Below are 18,789 nucleotides of genomic sequence, written 5' to 3'. Positions count from 1 at the left end.
GAGTAAGTCATCGCCAGCTCATTATTCTAAACACCCCCTTCAATAGAAGGGGGTGTTTTTTTATATATATAAATTGAAATAAAGATATAAAAATAAAAGCCCTCATGAGAGGGCCTTGTATCAAATAATAGATTAAAGTTGTCGTCGAGCGTGTTTTAACGCAGTTCTTAGGCCTTCCTCTAGCGTTGGATGGTAGAAAGGGTGATCTAGAATTTCATCAACAGTAAGATCACTGGAGATAGCCCAAGCGAGCAAATGTGCTAAATGTTCTGCTGAATAACAAAGAAATTCTGCTCCGAGAAGTTTACGTGAGTGTCGATCGACGTAAACCTCTACAGCCCCAATATTTTGTCCATTGACAATCGCTCGTCCTTGCTTTTCGTAGGATACGATACCTGTAACGAACTCATGATTGGCTTTACGCAGTGTTTGATAATTGGAGCCGATCCCTGCCATTTCTGGCGAACTAAACATAATACCTAATGGCGTAAGACTTTTTTTCTGACTCGATTGATGTTGATTGAGGCAATTATGAACCGCCAATTTACCTTCATAAGACGCTTCATGCTGGATAGGCGTTGCAGTAAATGCATCACCTACAATGTAAATGGGGTAGTCACCAAGCTGTTTAGTGGTTGGATCAACAGGTAATTTCTTTAGATCAATGAATTCATCATTTATATGCTGAATATTTAACGTATCTAAATTCGTAGTACGACCAGTCGCAGATAATAGGTAATCAACTTCTATAGATTGATTGCTACCATTTTCGATAAAGTTAATTTGAACCTTATCTTCGCCTAATTTCTCAACCTGCTCGGGTAAAATCTCATATTTGATATTTAATTCTTTTGAGAATATTTCTTGAGCAAGCGTTTGTAAGTCTGGGCTAGTCAATGAACCAATTTTTTTACTGCGAGCAAAAACTGTAGTTTCCACACCTAGACGCTGCATGGCTTGTGCAAGTTCGATTGCAATGACACCACTTCCAATTACAGCTAAACTTTTTGGTAAAGTAGGTATTTCAAAGACTTGATCAGAAGTTAAATATAAATGACCAAGTTTTTGTTGCCAATCTTGATTTACTGTTGGTCTTGAACCAACAGCGATAATGAACGATTTAGCTTGGTATTTCTTATTATTAACATTGATTGTGTTTGCATTTACAAATGTTGCGCGACCTGAAATTTTGTGCGCTGTAGACCATGAATTAACGTCGTTCAGTGTTGCTTTTGTGAATCGATCACGTAATTGCTGTACATGTTGCACAACATCTTTAGTGTCAATTTGAGAAGAAATTTTTAGCCCAAGTTGTTCTGAAGTTCTCGCATTATAGGCAAGATTAGCTGATGAAATTAGAACTTTACTCGGCATACAACCTACTCGAGCACAAGTGGTATCCCACGGACCGTCGTTCACAATAAGTATATTTTGTGTAGTTTTAATGGCTTCTTTATAAGCTGAAATACCAGCAGTACCAGCTCCAATAATAATGATATCGTACATATTGTATTGAGTAAGAATGATTTGAATTCACTATATAAAAAAAACTTCGATGAATAAGTTTTTTTTTCAATTTATTACACTTAAACCTTTAACTTTTGGTGATATCCATATTTTGAAAATTTGTATTATTTAAAACTAAGTATTTTCATGGTTGTTATTGAAATAAGATGAAAGAAAAAGGCGCTTGTGCGCCTTTAAAATGAATAAGATACATTTATCTTATAATGATGTACCTGCATGCACACCAACAGTTGGTTTCACATTCATCGATGTGCAACCGAGTAAAAGAAACGAACAACATAATGCAATACAAATTTTATTCATGAATGAGTCCTAATGAATTTGCTTTATTAAATAGTAACGTAGAACGACTACCTGACTTACATACTAACAGTATAGGTTTAGGTAGACTATTGTAATACTTCGCAAACTCATGAACATCTGCATCTGTTATTTGACCTGAAATAACAGGTTGGTAAATCAAACTGATTTTAGACTTTTCGGCTAAAGCTCTTAATTCACTTGCAGTTGTTTCGTTACCTGATTCTTGATCAGGACGGTTAACGATCACAGACTTAAATCCCTGCTGCATTAAGGCATTGAATTTTGTAGCCGTCATATGACCCGATACACTCACAGATGGATTAAGTGCTTTACTGAGCGGTTCTGATGCTGAATGACTTAGCGTTACGATACTAAAAATGAAGATGGAAAGGATGAATCTAAACCACATCTTAGTCATCAAGCAAATCCATTTGTTTTGCTAATTGGTAGAGATTGTTAGAGCGATTTCCCGTACGACAGAACATTAATACTGGTTTTGGTAGCTCATTGAAATGATTTGCAAAAGTACGAACATCAAGCTCAGTAATTTGACCTGCAACTACAGGTTGATATACATAATCTAAGCCTTGAGCGCGTGCAGCTTCTTCAATTTGGGCACTTGTTGGCTGTTCTGGTCCGCCTTCCATATCGGGGCGATTATTAATCACAGATTTAAATCCTTTTTCAACAACTTGAACTAAATGTTCTGGCCCAATTTGACCAGCAAAACCTACATTTTCACTCATTGCGTCACTCCCAAAATAAATTAAAAGACTATGCTACTATCATAGCATCTCGCTCAGATATGAGCTTTGATCGACACAAAAAATTTAAAATAAAAATCGTATGAATACATGCATGGAGCACCTATGTACGATTACACCGTAGAGCCGCTGTACGTACAAAAAGCAAATGAGTTGATCGCTGCTGACCTTTATTTGCCTGTCAAAGTTAAAAGACCTCCTGTGCTTATTATGGCGCATGGTTTTGCAGGATTACGTCAATTCAAATTAATCCAATATGCGCAACGTTTTGCTCAATCAGGTTTCGCGGTTGTACTCTTTGACTATCGTTGTTGGGGAGGAAGTACGGGTAAACCACGAGAAATGGTCTCTGTCCGTCAGCAGCTAGAAGATTGGTATGCTGTGATTGCGCATATCAAATTATTCCCTTTGGTTGATGGGCACCAGCTTTTCTTATGGGGAACGGGTCTGAGTGGCGGATATGTTCTAAAACTTGCATCTGAGTTAAATGGGATTCGGGCTGCAATAGCGCAAGTACCCTTTGTGGACGGAAATGCCAGCAGTAAAATTTATCCAATTCAACATATGGCGCAGGCTTTAAAGTTATCGAGTCAGGATTTAATGGCAGCCAAAGTTGGACGTGTTGGAAAAAAAATGCCTGTCGTTCATCCTTATGCATTAAGTTTTTACCCGAGTCAGGATAGTTATCAAGGGTATATGTCGATCGTTGATTCAAACTATTATTGGAGCGGTGAGGTGCCTGCAAGAGCTATGTTGGACGTCATACGATTTCGACCGATTACTACGGCAAGAAGTATTAAAATTCCTGTGTTATTTATTGCTGCCAAGAAAGATGCAGTTATTCCCCTAGAAATTAGTCGTGAAACGGTAACCAATATGGCACCTTATGTGGAATACCATGAGTGGAATATGACACATTTTGATATTTATCAAGTAAATTGGATGGAAAGCGCAATCAAGCTTCAATTAGAATTCTTAGATCAAAATAGAGGAGTAAACTCATGATTGTTGTTTGTCCATCTTGTGGCGCAAAAAATCGTGTACCTGAAGATAAAATCCAATCTCAGCCGAATTGTGGTCAATGTCATGAGCATTTGATTCCGCTTGCCCCTATTGAGCTGAATGAGCAAAACTTTAGTAACTTTATTACCAACAGTGATTTACCAGTATTGATTGATCTTTGGGCAGAATGGTGCGGGCCTTGTAAAATGATGGCACCGCATTTTGCTGAAGTAGCCAAATCAAATCCGCATGTGGTTTTTGCGAAGATAGATACTGAAGCGAATCCGCGCTTAAGTGCTGCCTTTAATGTTCGTAGTATTCCAACGTTGGTATTGATGAATAAAACGAATGAAATTGCTAGAATAAGTGGTGCATTACGTGCAAATCAATTACGAGATTGGTTAAATCAGCAATTAAATGCTTAACCAATAGGCCAATATTTGGAGTGACTGTGTCAGATTCTCAACTTAAGCCAGAAGGTACATTATCCCTTCAAACCATTGCTATGCCTGCAGATACCAACTGGAGTGGGGATGTTTTTGGTGGTTGGATTGTTTCACAAATGGATTTGGCTGGAGCTATTCATGCAGAGCGTTATACAAAAGGTCGCTGTGCAACCATTGCAATTAATCAAATGACATTCCTTGTGCCTGTTAAGGTGGGTGATGTCATTAGTTGTTATACTAAAATTTTAAAGCTCGGAAATACCTCAATTCAAATGCAAATTGAAGTATGGGATAGTCACGACTCTTCACGTCCAGCGAAAAGAGTGACAGAAGGTGTTTTCACTTTTGTTGCGGTGGATGTGAAAGGGGCAAAACGCCAGATTCCAGACGATGTTAAACAAAAGTTTCAAGAATCTCTAAGCATCTAATCACAAAAAATCCCAACATCGTTGGGATTTTTTATTAGGGAAACTTTTTTAGGATCAATATGATCATGAGCTTTATTGCTTAAGTTGAGATTTTGCAATCCAAGCCCAGAGCATTTCACATTGAATTGGCTCTTCGCCAGATTCATCTGTCACGATCACCTTGACAAGGGTTTCACCTTTTTCAGACTCTTGCATCTGTTTTTGTTGATCATCAGTCAATGTAGCGACTGCGGTCATCGCACCTTTAGATGGGCGTTTGAAATCTACTTTTAAGCTTTTTATTAATACGATTGAGGTATCGGGTACATTCATGCCGGTAACAAAGCCTGTAGCTGTTTCAGCGATCAGCGCCATTGCGCATGCATGCACTTGACCAATATGGTTTTGCATTGCTTTATGGTTTTCGATTTTAACGACAACTTTAGCATGACTAACTTCAAGATAACGTAATTTGGCGGTTCCCACCATTGGAACGACACGGCCAAAAGCTTTGCTCCACAAAGTACTACGGATACCTTGTGGAAACTTAGATGTCGCTTTTACTAACTTAGATAAACGATTGCCTTTTGCCATGATCAGTTCCTATGATGGAGCAAAGAGATTAGTCTTTGAAGTTGTTAAATTGAAGTGGGATACCGAATTGTTGTTCTTTTAAGAACGCCATAACTTGTTGTAATGTATCGCGCTTCTTGTCAGTGACTCGGATTTTATCGCCCTGAATAGAAGATTGCACTTTGATACCACTTTCTTTAATGGCTTTATTAATTTTTTTTGCTGTATCAGAGTCAAGACCGTCTTTAAGTTTAATCACTTGAATGACATTTTTGCCAGATGCTGTCATTTTTTGCGGATCTAGTGCTTGAACGTCGACTTTACGTTTATAAAAGTGATTTTCCAGCATGTTGTAAACTTGCTCACATTGGAAGTCACTTTCAGTCGAGATCTTAATTTCTTTATTTTTTTCGTTTAATTCGATCGAAACGTCTTGACCACGGAAGTCGAAACGCGTTCCGATTTCCTTTTGTGTGTTTTGAACTGCATGATTTACTTCAAAAATCTCTAATTCTGAAACAATATCGAAAGATGGCATAGTTTAGACCTTTACAAATAGAAAGAATATCTGAGATGCTAGGGATGTTTTCTTCATTTGCCAAGTGTTGTTTACATCAAAGGAGTGCGCAATGATCCGTAAACAAGAAATTACAACATTTGAGTTCCCAGCTGACGCGATTATCTGGGATGTACGTGATACAAGTGCTTATGCTGAAGCACATGTGAAAGGAGCGGTGAACCAACCGATTTCCACACTTTCAGCAGATAGTCTGACTCAAGTTGCAGCGGATCAACCGATTTACATTTTATGTGGCGGCGGAAGTAAAGCACCACGTGCTGCAGAACTATTAGAAGGCTTTGATAGTTCACGTGAATATGTGGTCTTAATGGGGGGTACTCGTGCTGCTCGTGAGGCAGGATTACCTTTAGAGCAAGGTTAATCATGGTTGAAAAAAAGCGCCTTATGGCGCTTTTTTAGTTTCAATAAATCATGGTGATTGAGTTTTAGCCTGAAAATATGGCTTCTTTATTCTTATTTTCTTTCTAAATCGATGAACATTGAGTTTATTGAGTAAAGTTTCAGATACAGGGCATGCTGTTTTTAAGATTTGAGCCACTAGAATTTCAGCACACAAAGGAGCAAATAAAAAGCCTTTAGAGCCCAAACCTGAGAGTGTATAAATCTCAGTATCAGATTCAACCTGACCTAAAAGCGGAAAATAATCCTGACTTTGTGCACGAACAGAAGCTCTACCATGCCAAGAATGATGGTCAGGAAATTGTGCAGCAATATCTGGTGCGAGATCTGCAAGTAACCTGTAGTTATGTTCATGATCTTCATCAAGAACATCTTGATCATCTCGATTAGGGTAAAAAGAAGCACCTAAAATGATTTGATGATCATTTAAAGGCATACAGTAGCCACCATAGCTATATGCTTCATGTTTCTTGAACTGTGAAGATGAAACATGATTAAACCAGCTAACTTGACCACGTATCGGTTTTAAAATTGGAAAATCATCAAAGAGATTCATACTTTCACGGGCACAACAAATAATCACGTGGTCAAATTGATATTGTTGTCCAACATGATCTGTTATACCGACTTGATGATTGGCAAGTCGGTCCCACGATTTGATTGTCGCTTGCTGAAATTCGATCAGTTCATTCGATAAAATTTCTTTAGCCAAATCATGCGGTCTGATTGTTCCAGCCTGTTTCAGGGTGAGGAATGCTTGGTTGAACAGGCTGTTTTCAGCGGCAGAATTTGCTTCGAGTATGTTTTCTGGATATTGATTTGCAAGATCGAGAAGTTCATCAACGTGTTTAAGAGGGATTTGATGGACTTGTGCTTCGTCAAAGGCTTTAAATTTTGAATAATGGTTCATCGCATGTTGCCATGCTAATGTCATCAAATGATCGGCACTTTGTTCAATAGGGCAGAGTTTGGGATTCAATAAAGCCAGAGGATTTCCTGACGCGCCACTTAATGGCTCATGGTGGTCAAATAGGCGGACGCGGTGACCTCTTAATGCAAAGGCATAGGCACAACTTAAACCCGCAATTCCAGCGCCTACAATGCCTATACGGCGTTGAGAACTTGAGTGTGGTTTGTATTGGTAATCTTCGGGAGAGAGTTCACTTTTTTCAGCCTCTTCGTCTAAAGGCAGTAAAACTCCCTTTAGCATTTCACGTTTGTGTCCGAACCCTTTTGGGCGTGTAATTTTCACGCCGTGTTTTTTTAATCCTCTTTTGAGGATGCCAGCAACACTGAAAGAGGCAAAAGTAGTTCCAATATCTGATAGTCGAATAATTTGATTCAGAACTTGTTCTTCCCACATATCTGGATTACAGGCAGGAGCAAATCCATCTAAAAACCATGCATTGACAGTGCTAGTTTTGGCAATGGCTGGAAAAACATCGTGTGCATCACCTAACCAAATATCAATACTAAAACGCTCATCTGGAAAATGAAGGCGGTGGCATCCTGCAATCGGCAGTGGATATTGGGCAATGAGTTGATCTGATAAATGTTTCAGTTCAGGCCAAGCATTTAAAGCTCGGATCAGATCAGCCTTGCTCAGTGGAAATTTTTCCACCGTAATGACATGCAGTTGACTATGATTATTTGGACGAATTGATTGCCAAAGTTGCCAAAGAGTGAGGATATTTAAACCCGTGCCGAAGCCAGTTTCTCCGACTGTGAAATGTTCAAATGGTTTTAAGTCCGATAGGCGTTCATGTAGATCATTACCATTGATAAAGACATGACGAGTTTCAAGAAGGCCATTGGCTTTTGAAAAATAAACATCACCGAAAATTTTAGAAACTGGAATATCGATTCCATCAACGAGTTGCCAATCGAGATCAGCAGTTTGAATGGCCTGAGTCAAAATTTGAAACCTTTGAAAAGCGTGTCAGTGGTTTACCACTGACGACGTCGTTTTGTATAGATGTAACTGGCAATAATAAAGCCGACAAAAATACCGACAGCCATTGTTGCTGCACCGTACAAAAACATTTGAGCACTACGTTCACTTTGAAGCACCTGAATTTGTACACCTAAATTATCATTTTTTAGTTGTAATTCTTGATTCTGTGCTAAAGCTTCTAGGTTTGCTTTTTCAAGCTGTTGGAGACGTGTTGCTTGGTCTTTGACTAAAGCCTTTACTTTTGCTTCTTGAAGCGCTTTATTTCGTGCAATTTGTTCAGCTGTAAGTGGCTTTGCAGGCGTAGCTGCTGCTGGCTGAGACTGTGCAGCTGGATTCGCTGGTGCAGCAGTAGTTGCTGCGGGTTCAGCCCAAGCTGAAGATACCAATGCAAAACTGATGAAAAGAGCAGAGCGTGTCAAATTCATCATCTTATTCATGTGGTAATGCTTTATTAAAAGGTTTTACGTCAATGCTGGCATAAATACCTTCTTTTAAAAAAGGCTCATCTGCTAACCATTCATCTAACGCTTCACGGCTTTCAAAATCTAAAATAAGGGTGCTGCCATAAAATCCAGCTTGTGGGTTATTACGATCTTTTGGCATCGCGCCAGCGACGATTACGCGACCTTCCTCAGCCAGTTTTTCAAGGCGTGCAAGGTGTTGTGGGCGTGTTGCTAAGCGTTTTTCAACAGTACCTTCTTGGTCGGTACACGTCACTACAAATAAGGGCATGGCGAAATCTCTATATCCTCTTTCAACACGATTATTCTTCTGCAGATTTAAAGTGTTTTCGTAAAATGATGAATTGAATAATGATAAATGAAAACATCACAATCATGTCACCAAAAGCAGTAAATTCACCCCAATATTTTCCATCCATGAACACGAAAGCAAAGAAAATATGCAATGATGCCATACCAACAAACATCGCGGCCCAAGCATAGTTTAAATTTTTCCATCCCTGCGGTGTTAAATTTAAAATAGGACCAAATAAGCGTTGAATGAGAGGTTTGCGGTCTTTACCAAAATAAGGTGAAATTAAGAAAGCACCAGCAAATACAAAATTCAAGATCGCTGCTTTGAGACGAATATAAAAATCATCACTCAACATGAGAGTAATCCCACCAAAAATCACCGTCATAAATAAAACAATCCATTGTTGTTTATCGAGATGAAATTTTTGGCGGACAAATAATGCACCGTAGACCACGAGCATAGAAATGATTAAGCCCGTTGTAGCAACGAGAATATGGTTATTATCGACGCCACCTGCAGAGCCGATCCATTGCAGTAAAGGGTGATTGTTATCTTTGGGATCGACAGTTTTGTAAAGCCAAAAGAAAATTATGAGTGGCACAAAGTCTAAAAGTGCTTTCATGTTAAAGTATCTATGCAGTTCAGGTGGATGGATTAGTATAAAAGATGCAAGGCGTAGATTTACACACACATAGTAATATTTCTGATGGAACTTTGTCGCCAGAGTTACTGGTTCAAGCTGCGCTCGAAAAAGGGATACATACACTTGCACTGACTGACCACGATAGCATGGATGGTTTGGTTTTGGCTGAAAAAGTTGCAAAAAATCAACCAATTCAAATTATTTCAGGTGTGGAAATTTCAAGTCAGTGGTCTAGACCTTCGACCAAAAAAAGTTATGGTGTGCATGTGGTCGCACTGAATATGCAATCACCTGATCCTTTGCATAAGCTACTAGAACAACAAAAGATAATTCGAGCTGAACGTGCTCAACTCATCTGTGAATTGTTGAAGCCTCTTATTGGAGAGGATATTTACGCGGATGTGGTTGCGAAGGTCGAGGGTATACCTGATCGTGTGACACGAACCCATATTGCGAAGACGCTGGTCGAGAAGGGTCATGTTTCACGTCCGCAACAAGCTTTTGACAAATATATCAAGGAAGGTAAAAAAGCTTACGTTCAGTTTGAAGGACTTGGTCTGGAGGAAACGATACGTGTAATTCATGAGGCTCAAGGGTTTGCTGTTTTGGCACATCCTACCCGTTATGATTTATCTGCGACGAACATTCGTTATTTGATTGAAATATTTGCACGTTACGGAGGCGACGCAGTTGAGTTGCCACCTGCGATTGAGCCTACCTCGACGCGACAAATGGTAGACCGAATGATTGCCGAATTTGGGCTTAAAGTATCAGTTGGAAGTGATTTCCATGGAGATAATATGCCATGGATAAAATTGGGGAATATCCCTCAAGTGAAAGAGGGGCAGGTTGGCATCTGGGAAAGTTTTATTGTATAGAAATTCTCTTATAACAACGGATAAGAGAATTTCAGGCGGCGATAAGACATTCAGTTGTCATGAATCAAAGTAAGTTGTGATCTTGTGCTTGGATCGGTGGAGGAGTTGGTTTTCCTAAAGTCCCGAGTAGTTCAATCTCGATTGTACGAACCATGGCATCGAGTGGAAGATCATTACTTTGTGTACCAAAAGGCTCTTCTATTTCAGAGCTGAGCGCATCAAGCCCCAAAAACGTATATGCTAAAATACCGACTAAAAGTGGCGTCGCCAAACCGAGCACCGAGCCTAAACTAAATGGGAGCATAAAACAGAAAAAATAAACGGTACGGTTTAAGAGTACTGAATAAGCATAAGGTAAAGGAGTTGTAGCAATACGATCACAGCCTGTTTGAACCAAACTTAATTCAGTTACATGTTGGTTCATTTGTGTATAAATAATGTCTGAAATTTCGCCTTCTTTCAGTGACTGCATCAACTCCCATTGAATCAAACTTAATGTGTATTGTGGTGCATTGGCTTGCTGGTAAAGTTGAGTTAAAGCTTGTGGGCTCATGCCACTGGTTTGATGCAAAGCATCGGGACTGACTGTTTGATGACGAAGACGGTCACGCAGTACGTTAGCAAAAACAATCATATGCTGAATTACACGTTCACGACGACCTTGCGGCAAGATCCGGCAGTCTCGATCGAAATGTCGAGCATTGGCGATTAAGCTTCCCCATAATTTACGCGCTTCCCACCAACGGTCATAACATGCCGAATTTTTGAAACCTAAAAAAATCGACAATACTACTCCGATCAGTGTAAACCCAACCAAAGGAATTTCAGGGAATCTATAGAGATTTATATATTCAATTCCCCCCACGATTGCTGAAATCAGCATAACGATTCCAAGTGGAGGTAATACCTTCGGTAAGATGGTTCCACGCCATGAAAATAATAGTTTTAGCGTATCGGTTTGATCACGAACAATCATGTAAATCAATCTTTCATTTTTCTATGATCTTCACTAGTTCAGCGAGTATTGTCAATGATAAAAAATGGAAACTTCGAGCAATTTTATTCTGTAATTTATAGACTTATTCTCGGATCAGTTGGTGCTCCATAAAAGAGTAGCTGCCTTCGGTGGAAATGATGACATGATCGAGTAATTTAACCTCAATTAAATTGCAAGCTCTACTTAAAGATTTCGTCAAATTGATATCGTCAATTGAGGGCTGAGGAATTCCTAAAGGATGATTGTGTGCAATAATCACAGCACTCGCCTGAGTGTGGATGATATGTCGAATAAACTGATTAATTGAAACTGCACAGTGGTTAGTAGAACCAAAGAATAATTTTTTAAAATTAATTTTTCTGAGCCTTGCATCTAAACAGAGTACCGCGAAAATCTCTTGAGATTCGCCAATAAGTTCATAGCGAAGATAATCTTGAATTAAATCAGAGCGACTTAAATCAATTTGTTGGTTCAATTGATGTTGCAAGTAACGCCGTCCAAGCTCTTTTACAGCCATCAATTGAGAGTATTTAGTGTCTCCCATGCCATGGAACATGCGAATTTCGTCTATCGATGCATCAAACACTGCATTTAAGCTTCCAAAATGTTGCAACATCAATCTTGCTAATTCGACCGCAGAATGTTGTTGAGATCCTGATCTTAAAAAGATGGCGAGGAGTTCTGCATCAGAGAGGCTATGAGCACCTTGGCGGAGTAATCTTTCTCGCGGTCGTTCTTGTTCGGGCCATTGTTTGATCGAATTATTCATTATTATTCACTGTTTTAAATTATTTTAACTTTTGAATATTCACCAAGGTATATCTTGGGTGGCAGAATATTTAATGCTATTGTGAGCGCCACTGCAATAAAAAGGTGACGTGATCTTGAGTTTTGATCTTAGTGTGTTCTCCAATAAAAATATTATTCTTGCTGTTACTGGTGGTATTGCTGCTTATAAAAGTGCCATCTTAGTACGCCGACTTAAAGATTACGGATTTAATGTCCGAGTTGTAATGACTCAAGGTGCCCAAGCTTTTATTACGCCGCTTACCTTTCAAGCATTGTCGGGTAATCCAGTGCATACTGAACTTCTAGATACAGAAGCTGAAGCTGGAATGGGGCATATCGAATTAGCACGATGGGCGGATTTGGTACTTGTTGCTCCTGCCAGTTGTGACAGTATTGCCAAATTTGCTTGTGGATTAGCGGATGATTTACTCAGTACACTCTATTTGGCAACAAAAGCACCTGTTTGGATCGCACCAGCCATGAATCAACAAATGTGGGCGGCTAAAGCAACACAGCGCAATTTAAGTAGTTTGGTAGAGGATGGTGTGCATGTCATTATGCCTGAGACGGGTTCTCAAGCGTGTGGCGATGTTGGATTAGGACGTATGCCTGAGCCTGAAGATTTAGCTGAACAGGTACGAGAATATTTCCATAAAGCGCAGCGTGCAATTGCAGAAAAATTTGGCTTGCTGGCGGGTAAAAAAGTGACGATTACCGCAGGTCCAACTCGAGAGGCAATTGATCCAGTGCGTTATATTTCAAACCACAGCACTGGAAAAATGGGGTTTGCTATTGCTGCTGCATGTTATTCAGCAGGTGCTGAGGTGACACTGATCGCGGGTCCTGTCAGTTTAGATACACCGAATGGGGTGAAGCGTTTAAATGTATCTTCAGCGAGACAGATGCTTGATTTAAGCATGAATCAGTTGGAAACAGGATGTGATGTATTTATTGCGACAGCTGCCGTAGCGGATTATCGTGTTGCAGAAGTTGCGGAACATAAAATCAAAAAAGCTGGTGATGAGTTAGCTGTCTCTCTTGTTAAAAATCCTGATATCGTGGCGACGATAGCTTTGCAAGACAAACGTCCATTTATGGTCGGTTTTGCAGCTGAAACGCGTAATGTTGAAGAATATGCCGCAGGTAAATTGGTGGCTAAGAAACTAGATATGATCGCATGCAATGATGTTTCAAGAGCGGATATTGGTTTTGCTTCAGATGAAAATGCGATGACTGTGTTTTTTGCTGAACAATATGAAATGGAAAAACGTGATCTTGAAAAAGCTTCAAAGCAAGAAATTGCACAACAATTGGTTGAAGCTATCCATGATGCATTACATCAAGAAAAACGACCTGTTTAAATGTAGGATATAAAAAAGACCGCAAATGCGGTCTTTTTTATAAGGGGGAAGTTAATCAAACGATTAAGCTTGACCTTCAGCAGCTGCAGCTTGAGCGCGTTGCATGTTTGCCTCAAACTCAGCATCGAAGTTAATCGGTGTAAGAAGTAATTGAGGGAAGCTACCTTTAGTTACAAGATCGTTCACCGCTTCACGAAGGAATGGGAACAAAATATTAGGGCAATAAGCACCAAGAATGTACGGAAGACGTTCATCTTCAACGCCATCAATCAAGAAAATACCTGATTGTGTTACGTCTACGATAAATGCAGTTTCACCTGCATTCGCAGCTTGTACAACCACTTTTAAAGAAACTTCAAAATGAGTTGGATCTACTTTTTCAGCTGATGAAGAAAGATTGATGTTTAACTCAGGTTGCCATTCTTTTGTAAAAACCGCAGCACCAGGAACTTCAAAAGAAATGTCTTTTGTATAAATACGTTCTAATGCTAATTGTGGTTGAACTTGTTGTTCTTCACTCATTCTTAATTCCTTAGATTTAGTGATTATGCCAATAATTCGTCTAGTTTACCTTCACGCTCTAAAGCATAAAGTTGGTCGAAACCACCGATGAATTGATCTTTAATGAAAATTTGTGGCACTGTGCGATGGTTGGTTTTTTGCATTAACTCAACACGAACCTCAGGTGCTTCTTTTGATAAATTAATTTCTTTGTACTCAATGCCTTTACGTTCAAGGAGTTGCTTTGCACGTACGCAATAAGGACACATCGTTGTTGAATATACAGTCACTTGAGCTGTCATTTTACAAACTCCTTAAGCTTTTTTGCTTTTTACTAAAGGTAAGCCTTGAGCTTTCCAGTTACTAATGCCACCGTCTAAACGATAACTATCTGTATGACCGACTTGTTGTAAAGCAGAGCCTGCAACTTGGCCTAAATTACAAATGAATACCAATGGACGGTCCGCAGCTTTTAATTCTTCAACATTGGCAGCAATTTGACTATATGGAATATTACGACTACCGCTAATATGACCTTCACGGAAATCTTTAGCATCGCGCAAATCAATCAGCATCGCATTTTTAGCTTTCACTAAAATTCCGAGCGATTGTGGAGAAATTTTACGACCACTACGTTGTCCTTCAAAAACGAAAAACAAAACAATAAGGGCCCCTAAAATTGCAAATAAAAAGGGGTGATTCCCCATAAATTCGAACCAACGTTCCACAAATCACCTAATGACTAATTAAAAACTGCGTTGAGTATAACGTATATATATGGTGATCAAAATCACCGCTTCAAGGGCGTGCTTAAAGAAAACTAATTTTTTTGTTGCGCCTCAGTAATCTCATCAATTAGACGTAGATAACTTTCTAAACGTCTTTGTAAAATATCACCATTTTTGACACCTTCTTTAAGCGCACATTGCTTTTCGTGCGTATGGGTGCAATTGCGATACTGACAATGTCCTAAGAGTGCAGAAATTTCAGGAAAGCCACCATCGATTTTCTCATGATCTAAATGCCATAAGCCAAATTCACGAATACCTGGGGAATCGATTAAAGCACCATTTTCACCAAAACGAATTAAACGTGTTGAGGTCGTAGTATGTTGACCGAGTGCGGAGTTTTCTGAAATGACATTGGTTTTTTGATCAGCATCAGGAATGATGGCATTAATAAGTGTACTTTTCCCAACACCTGATTGACCTACAAATGCAACAGTTTGATTGTCAATACGTTTAATCAACTCATCTAAATTACCATTAGATTGGGTCAGGATGAAGTCATAACCAAGTTGACGATATTCTTCTGCTAACAACAAAATTGGATCATTTTCTTTCAGTAAATCACATTTGTTTAATACTAATAAAGCAGGAATATTGGCATCTTCACATGCAACCAAATAGCGATCGATCAGGGTTGGTGCAGGTTCTGGTAACGGTGCAATGACGATGACGATCAGGCTGATATTTGCAGCTACTGGTTTTACTTTGTGATAACGATCTGGGCGAGTCAACAAGGATTGTCGCGGTTGAATCGCTGTGATAATACCTAAGCCAGTATTTGGATCTGCTTGCCATTTTACGCGATCACCTGTAACCAATAATTCTAAATTGGTACGGGTATGACAGCGCCAAACGCTATTCAATTCAATAGGTTTCCAAAAAGGTTCTGGCTCACCTTCTTTGGTATCTGGTTTTATTGGATGTTGATCAGGCAAGGAGAGGGCTTGTACTTCGAGTTGTCGACCATAGTGTTGGACGACTAAGCCTTCTAAGTCGTGAGACGTGTCGATTTCTTCTTGACGTGTTTGATGTTGTTTCTGAATACGACGTTGTTGTTGCTCTGTCAAACGACGCTTACGAATTAAAGCCATTCACAACCTAAAAAACCTTGAAATTTAGATGGCAAAAATAGCATGATGAGCCATGGATTTACAGCCAAGATCGGAATAATTTGCTACTATCCATCTTTAATTTAGCCCAATAAGATTGCACTTTATGAGCAGCACCCCAGATACCCGCTTAATTTGGATCGACCTTGAAATGACAGGGTTAGATACAGACAATGATCAGATTATTGAAATTGCAACGATTATTACAGATGATCATTTAAATATCCTTGCTGAAGGCCCAGTGTTAGCTGTACATCAGTCAGATATTATTTTAAATGCGATGGATGAGTGGAATACACGTCAGCACGGGCAATCTGGACTTATTGAACGCGTACGCCGTAGTAAGTTAACTGCGCAAGATGCTGAGCAACAAACACTTGAATTCTTAAAAAAATGGGTCAATCCAAAATCATCTCCAATGTGTGGAAACTCAATTTGCCAAGATCGCCGTTTCTTACATCGTTTAATGCCAGAGCTTGAGCAGTTCTTCCATTACCGTAATTTGGATGTGTCTTCTGTTAAAGAGTTAGCAAAACGCTGGCGCCCAGAAATTATGAGTGGCTTAAAGAAAAATGCTTCTCATCTTGCGATGGATGATATTCGTGACTCAATTGCTGAATTGAAGTATTACCGTCAATATTTTTTCATCTCAAATAATTAAAAAGTTCTGTTGAAATTTTAGAAAAGGGGCTAAGGCCTCTTTTTTTATAGATTTTATAAATGATCGAAAGAACAAAGTATTAATTAAAATGTTTAAAAGTTGATAGCAAAAAATAAACTGATTTTTATGCTGATAGATCTCAGAATAGTGAAAATTTAAGAATGAAAACAGAGACTAAGTTATGCAAAGTAGTAATCCGATTTTAACCCGTGTAGAAACTGTATCCAATTATCAACAACCCATGACCATTCAAGGTGCGATTCAGAAATCTGTTGTATTAACTGTGATTTCGGCAGCGGTGGGTATCGCGCTGTTTATTTATAGTTTTATGACTTTAAATGTATCACTCGCCTATGCTAGTGCGATGGTGGGGGCGATTGGTGGATTCATTCTGGCACTCATTACTACTTTTAAGCCGAATACTGCTCGAACTTTAGCTATTCCATATGCTTTATTTCAAGGTGCTTTTTTAGGGGGTATTTCAGTCATATTTCAACTGAAATACCCTGGAGTTCCTTTAAAGGCCTTGCTCGCAACATTTGTCACGACTTTGGTGATGTTCGCGCTTTATCGGTTTCAAATTATTCGTGCGACTGAGAAATTTAAAGCGGTTGTGTTGTCAGCCACCATTGCGATTGCTATTGTATTTGTTCTCCAATTTATTATGAGTTTAGCTTTTGGTTCGAGCATTCCATATATATTTGATAATAATTGGCTAGGTTTAGGATTTGCAGCTTTTGTGGCCATTATTGCATCATTAAATCTAATTTTAGATTTCGACTTGATTGAAAATGCCGCAGCTCAATACGCGCCTAAAGCGATGGAATGGTTATGCGGTATTGCCTTGTTAGCCACTTTAGTTTGGATGTATTTCTCTTTTTTGCGTTTAATTGGTCTACTGTCTAGTAATGACTAATGCAGTTCAGCTAAGGCGTGTAAAAAGATCAGACTGATGTCTGATCTTTTTTTAGCGTCTAATTCGGTTTAACAATTTTTTGAAAAAAGATGCATTATGCAATTTCGTAAATGCTCTAGACTTGGCATCATGCATGAAAATTAATTTGAGTGAGAGTCACATGGCACAAGGACTATTAGCAGGTAAACGTTTTTTAATCGCGGGTGTTGCGAGTAAATTGTCGATTGCATTCGGTGTTGCAGAAGCTTTACACCGTGAAGGTGCAGAATTGGCATTTACCTATCCTAATGAAAAAATGAAGAAGCGTGTTGATGACTTTGCTGAACAGTTTGGTTCAAAACTAGTTTTTCCATGTGATGTTGCTGTTGATGCTGAAATCGAACAGGCATTTGCTGAATTAGCAAAACATTGGGATGGTTTGGATGGCGTAGTGCATTCAATTGGTTTTGCACCAGCACATACTTTAGATGGTGATTTTACTGAAGTTACTGATCGTGAAGGTTTTAAAATCGCGCATGACATCAGTGCCTATAGCTTTATTGCCATGGCTCGTGCAGCAAAACCACTTTTAACTGCTCGTCAGGGCTGTTTGCTCACACTCACTTACCAAGGTTCAGAGCGTGTGATGCCAAACTATAATGTTATGGGATTGGCGAAAGCATCTTTAGAGGCTGGCGTTCGTTACTTGGCTTCAAGTTTGGGTGCTGAAGGAATTCGTGTAAATGCGATTTCAGCTGGTCCAATTCGTACGCTTGCGGCTTCAGGTATTAAGTCTTTCCGTAAGATGCTTGATCTGAATGAAAAGGTTGCACCTTTAAAACGTAATGTCACGATTGAAGATGTAGGTAATGCGGCATTATTCTTATGTTCACCATGGGCGAATGGTATTACTGGCGAAATTTTATATGTAGATGCTGGTTACAATACGGTTGGTATGAGTGCAGATTTAATGCTAACAGAATAAATCTCATCTTAATAAGAAATAAAAATCGGCAATTTACTGCCGATTTTTTTATATTTTTTAAAGTTCATTTATGTAACCAAGACTAGGTAAATCGTATTTTTTTTGATTAAATATTAAGAAATTCTTTAGCCTTATTAAATTATAAAAGACAGATAATAACCATGCTTGCCAACATCTTTTCGGCATTGGAACAGCTCGGTCTAACCGCCCAAAACAGAGCCCTCCACATCCAATTCAGTCATTCACAACTGAATAGCCAAGTCTTCCTACAACGCATCGATGGCAGCCATGTCCTTAACGAAGGCGTGCAAGCAGAACTCATCTGTCTCTCCACCAATGCCTTAATTCCACTCAAACAATTCATCGGCACACAAGTGGCCGTCGATCAAGTCACCGATCAAGGCACCCTATTTAGAACCACTGGCATCATCACCGAAGCCTCACAAGGACAAAGCGATGGGGCACTGACCC

The 18,789-nt window shown here is 39.3% G+C and carries 24 protein-coding genes and 1 pseudogene; 10 read left to right on the top strand and 15 right to left on the bottom strand.

Annotation, left to right across the window (positions count from 1 at the left end; all coding sequences use genetic code 11):
• Positions 1 to 132: 132 nt before the first annotated feature.
• The 3 genes from AC1M9J_RS14370 to AC1M9J_RS14360 form a co-directional block, all read right to left on the bottom strand.
• Positions 133 to 1,506 (bottom strand): dihydrolipoyl dehydrogenase, encoded by a 1,374-nt coding sequence (locus AC1M9J_RS14370; RefSeq protein WP_481952532.1) that lies wholly within the window; start codon positions 1,504 to 1,506, stop codon positions 133 to 135.
• 316 nt (positions 1,507 to 1,822) lie between these two features.
• Positions 1,823 to 2,248, bottom strand: a complete 426-nt coding sequence (locus tag AC1M9J_RS14365) for a protein tyrosine phosphatase family protein (protein WP_481596686.1) — start codon at positions 2,246 to 2,248, stop codon at positions 1,823 to 1,825.
• On the bottom strand, positions 2,241 to 2,576 hold the full coding sequence (locus AC1M9J_RS14360; RefSeq protein ID WP_035269714.1) for a protein tyrosine phosphatase family protein: 336 nt from the start codon (positions 2,574 to 2,576) through the stop codon (positions 2,241 to 2,243). The genes AC1M9J_RS14365 and AC1M9J_RS14360 overlap by 8 nt, the downstream gene beginning before the upstream one ends.
• A gap of 123 nt (positions 2,577 to 2,699) precedes the next feature.
• On the opposite strand from AC1M9J_RS14360, the gene AC1M9J_RS14355 reads away from it, so the two are divergent.
• The 3 genes from AC1M9J_RS14355 (at position 2,700) to AC1M9J_RS14345 (ending at position 4,470) form a co-directional block, all read left to right on the top strand.
• Positions 2,700 to 3,599 carry an alpha/beta hydrolase gene (locus tag AC1M9J_RS14355; protein WP_481952531.1) on the top strand — a complete coding sequence of 300 codons (900 nt, stop codon included), beginning with the start codon at positions 2,700 to 2,702 and terminating at the stop codon, positions 3,597 to 3,599.
• Positions 3,596 to 4,021, top strand: coding sequence for a thioredoxin TrxC (gene trxC / locus AC1M9J_RS14350; RefSeq protein WP_481589621.1), 426 nt, complete (start codon positions 3,596 to 3,598; stop codon positions 4,019 to 4,021). The genes AC1M9J_RS14355 and trxC overlap by 4 nt, the downstream gene beginning before the upstream one ends.
• Positions 4,022 to 4,101: 80 nt before the next feature.
• Positions 4,102 to 4,470, top strand: a complete 369-nt coding sequence (locus AC1M9J_RS14345) for an acyl-CoA thioesterase (protein ID WP_218945426.1) — start codon at positions 4,102 to 4,104, stop codon at positions 4,468 to 4,470.
• A gap of 72 nt (positions 4,471 to 4,542) precedes the next feature.
• On the opposite strand, the gene AC1M9J_RS14340 is transcribed toward AC1M9J_RS14345, so the two are convergent.
• Both AC1M9J_RS14340 and AC1M9J_RS14335 read right to left on the bottom strand, forming a co-directional pair.
• The gene (locus AC1M9J_RS14340; protein ID WP_035269707.1) at positions 4,543 to 5,043 is read right to left on the bottom strand and encodes a DUF4442 domain-containing protein; all 501 of its coding nucleotides are present in this window, start codon (positions 5,041 to 5,043) and stop codon (positions 4,543 to 4,545) included.
• Positions 5,044 to 5,071: 28 nt separating this feature from the next.
• On the bottom strand, positions 5,072 to 5,560 hold the full coding sequence (locus AC1M9J_RS14335) for a YajQ family cyclic di-GMP-binding protein (protein ID WP_035269703.1): 489 nt from the start codon (positions 5,558 to 5,560) through the stop codon (positions 5,072 to 5,074).
• Between the two features lie 91 nt (positions 5,561 to 5,651).
• Here AC1M9J_RS14335 and AC1M9J_RS14330 point away from each other — a divergent pair, with 91 nt between their 5' ends.
• Positions 5,652 to 5,963 (top strand): rhodanese-like domain-containing protein, encoded by a 312-nt coding sequence (locus tag AC1M9J_RS14330; RefSeq protein WP_180000521.1) that lies wholly within the window; start codon positions 5,652 to 5,654, stop codon positions 5,961 to 5,963.
• A gap of 48 nt (positions 5,964 to 6,011) precedes the next feature.
• Here the strand turns inward: AC1M9J_RS14330 and mnmC are convergent, their stop codons facing one another.
• Genes mnmC through AC1M9J_RS14310 form a run of 4 tightly spaced genes read right to left on the bottom strand, consistent with a single transcriptional unit; the run spans position 6,012 to position 9,333 of the window.
• A complete protein-coding gene (mnmC, locus tag AC1M9J_RS14325; protein ID WP_481596684.1) occupies positions 6,012 to 7,916 on the bottom strand; it encodes a bifunctional tRNA (5-methylaminomethyl-2-thiouridine)(34)-methyltransferase MnmC2/FAD-dependent 5-carboxymethylaminomethyl-2-thiouridine(34) oxidoreductase MnmC1 in 1,905 nt (634 codons plus the stop codon).
• A gap of 32 nt (positions 7,917 to 7,948) precedes the next feature.
• The gene (locus AC1M9J_RS14320) at positions 7,949 to 8,383 is read right to left on the bottom strand and encodes an SH3 domain-containing protein (protein ID WP_481952533.1); all 435 of its coding nucleotides are present in this window, start codon (positions 8,381 to 8,383) and stop codon (positions 7,949 to 7,951) included.
• 1 nt (position 8,384) lies between these two features.
• Entirely contained in the window at positions 8,385 to 8,687 is a 303-nt protein-coding gene (locus AC1M9J_RS14315; RefSeq protein ID WP_035269693.1) for a YciI family protein, read from the bottom strand.
• 31 nt (positions 8,688 to 8,718) lie between these two features.
• Entirely contained in the window at positions 8,719 to 9,333 is a 615-nt protein-coding gene (locus tag AC1M9J_RS14310) for an inner membrane-spanning protein YciB (protein ID WP_035269690.1), read from the bottom strand.
• A gap of 44 nt (positions 9,334 to 9,377) precedes the next feature.
• Between AC1M9J_RS14310 and AC1M9J_RS14305 the strand changes: the two genes are divergently transcribed.
• Positions 9,378 to 10,232, top strand: coding sequence for a PHP domain-containing protein (locus AC1M9J_RS14305; protein ID WP_035269688.1), 855 nt, complete (start codon positions 9,378 to 9,380; stop codon positions 10,230 to 10,232).
• Positions 10,233 to 10,296: 64 nt separating this feature from the next.
• Here the strand turns inward: AC1M9J_RS14305 and AC1M9J_RS14300 are convergent, their stop codons facing one another.
• Positions 10,297 to 11,208: a bestrophin family protein gene (locus AC1M9J_RS14300; RefSeq protein WP_035269686.1), complete on the bottom strand. Its 912-nt coding sequence runs from the start codon at positions 11,206 to 11,208 to the stop codon at positions 10,297 to 10,299.
• Positions 11,209 to 11,311: 103 nt separating this feature from the next.
• Positions 11,312 to 11,998: a RadC family protein gene (gene radC, locus AC1M9J_RS14295; protein ID WP_035269684.1), complete on the bottom strand. Its 687-nt coding sequence runs from the start codon at positions 11,996 to 11,998 to the stop codon at positions 11,312 to 11,314.
• A 115-nt stretch (positions 11,999 to 12,113) separates the two neighbouring features.
• Here radC and coaBC point away from each other — a divergent pair, with 115 nt between their 5' ends.
• Entirely contained in the window at positions 12,114 to 13,379 is a 1,266-nt protein-coding gene (gene coaBC, locus AC1M9J_RS14290) for a bifunctional phosphopantothenoylcysteine decarboxylase/phosphopantothenate--cysteine ligase CoaBC (protein WP_481596682.1), read from the top strand.
• 63 nt (positions 13,380 to 13,442) lie between these two features.
• Here coaBC and secB read toward each other — a convergent pair whose 3' ends face one another.
• From secB to rsgA, 4 genes are all read right to left on the bottom strand, one after another.
• A complete protein-coding gene (gene secB / locus AC1M9J_RS14285) occupies positions 13,443 to 13,901 on the bottom strand; it encodes a protein-export chaperone SecB (RefSeq protein WP_035270796.1) in 459 nt (152 codons plus the stop codon).
• A 23-nt stretch (positions 13,902 to 13,924) separates the two neighbouring features.
• Complete coding sequence (grxC, locus tag AC1M9J_RS14280; protein ID WP_035270794.1) at positions 13,925 to 14,182, bottom strand: glutaredoxin 3; 258 nt, start codon at positions 14,180 to 14,182, stop codon at positions 13,925 to 13,927.
• Between the two features lie 12 nt (positions 14,183 to 14,194).
• Complete coding sequence (locus AC1M9J_RS14275; protein WP_035270792.1) at positions 14,195 to 14,608, bottom strand: rhodanese-like domain-containing protein; 414 nt, start codon at positions 14,606 to 14,608, stop codon at positions 14,195 to 14,197.
• A gap of 92 nt (positions 14,609 to 14,700) precedes the next feature.
• Positions 14,701 to 15,759, bottom strand: a complete 1,059-nt coding sequence (gene rsgA / locus AC1M9J_RS14270; RefSeq protein WP_481589618.1) for a ribosome small subunit-dependent GTPase A — start codon at positions 15,757 to 15,759, stop codon at positions 14,701 to 14,703.
• A gap of 124 nt (positions 15,760 to 15,883) precedes the next feature.
• Between rsgA and orn the strand changes: the two genes are divergently transcribed.
• The 4 genes and pseudogenes from orn to AC1M9J_RS14250 form a co-directional block, all read left to right on the top strand.
• Positions 15,884 to 16,438, top strand: coding sequence for an oligoribonuclease (gene orn / locus AC1M9J_RS14265; protein ID WP_035270788.1), 555 nt, complete (start codon positions 15,884 to 15,886; stop codon positions 16,436 to 16,438).
• Between the two features lie 181 nt (positions 16,439 to 16,619).
• Positions 16,620 to 17,354 carry a Bax inhibitor-1/YccA family protein gene (locus tag AC1M9J_RS14260; protein ID WP_035270860.1) on the top strand — a complete coding sequence of 245 codons (735 nt, stop codon included), beginning with the start codon at positions 16,620 to 16,622 and terminating at the stop codon, positions 17,352 to 17,354.
• Positions 17,355 to 17,514: 160 nt separating this feature from the next.
• Positions 17,515 to 18,318, top strand: coding sequence for an enoyl-ACP reductase FabI (locus AC1M9J_RS14255; RefSeq protein WP_092768909.1), 804 nt, complete (start codon positions 17,515 to 17,517; stop codon positions 18,316 to 18,318).
• Between the two features lie 161 nt (positions 18,319 to 18,479).
• Positions 18,480 to 18,789, top strand: a pseudogene (locus AC1M9J_RS14250) (type VI secretion system tip protein VgrG); the annotation flags it as partial.

Source organism: Acinetobacter sp. ANC_7588, from assembly GCF_056783995.1.
Note: the sequence above shows the minus strand (reverse complement) of the source record. Positions and strands in the feature narration are given on the sequence as shown.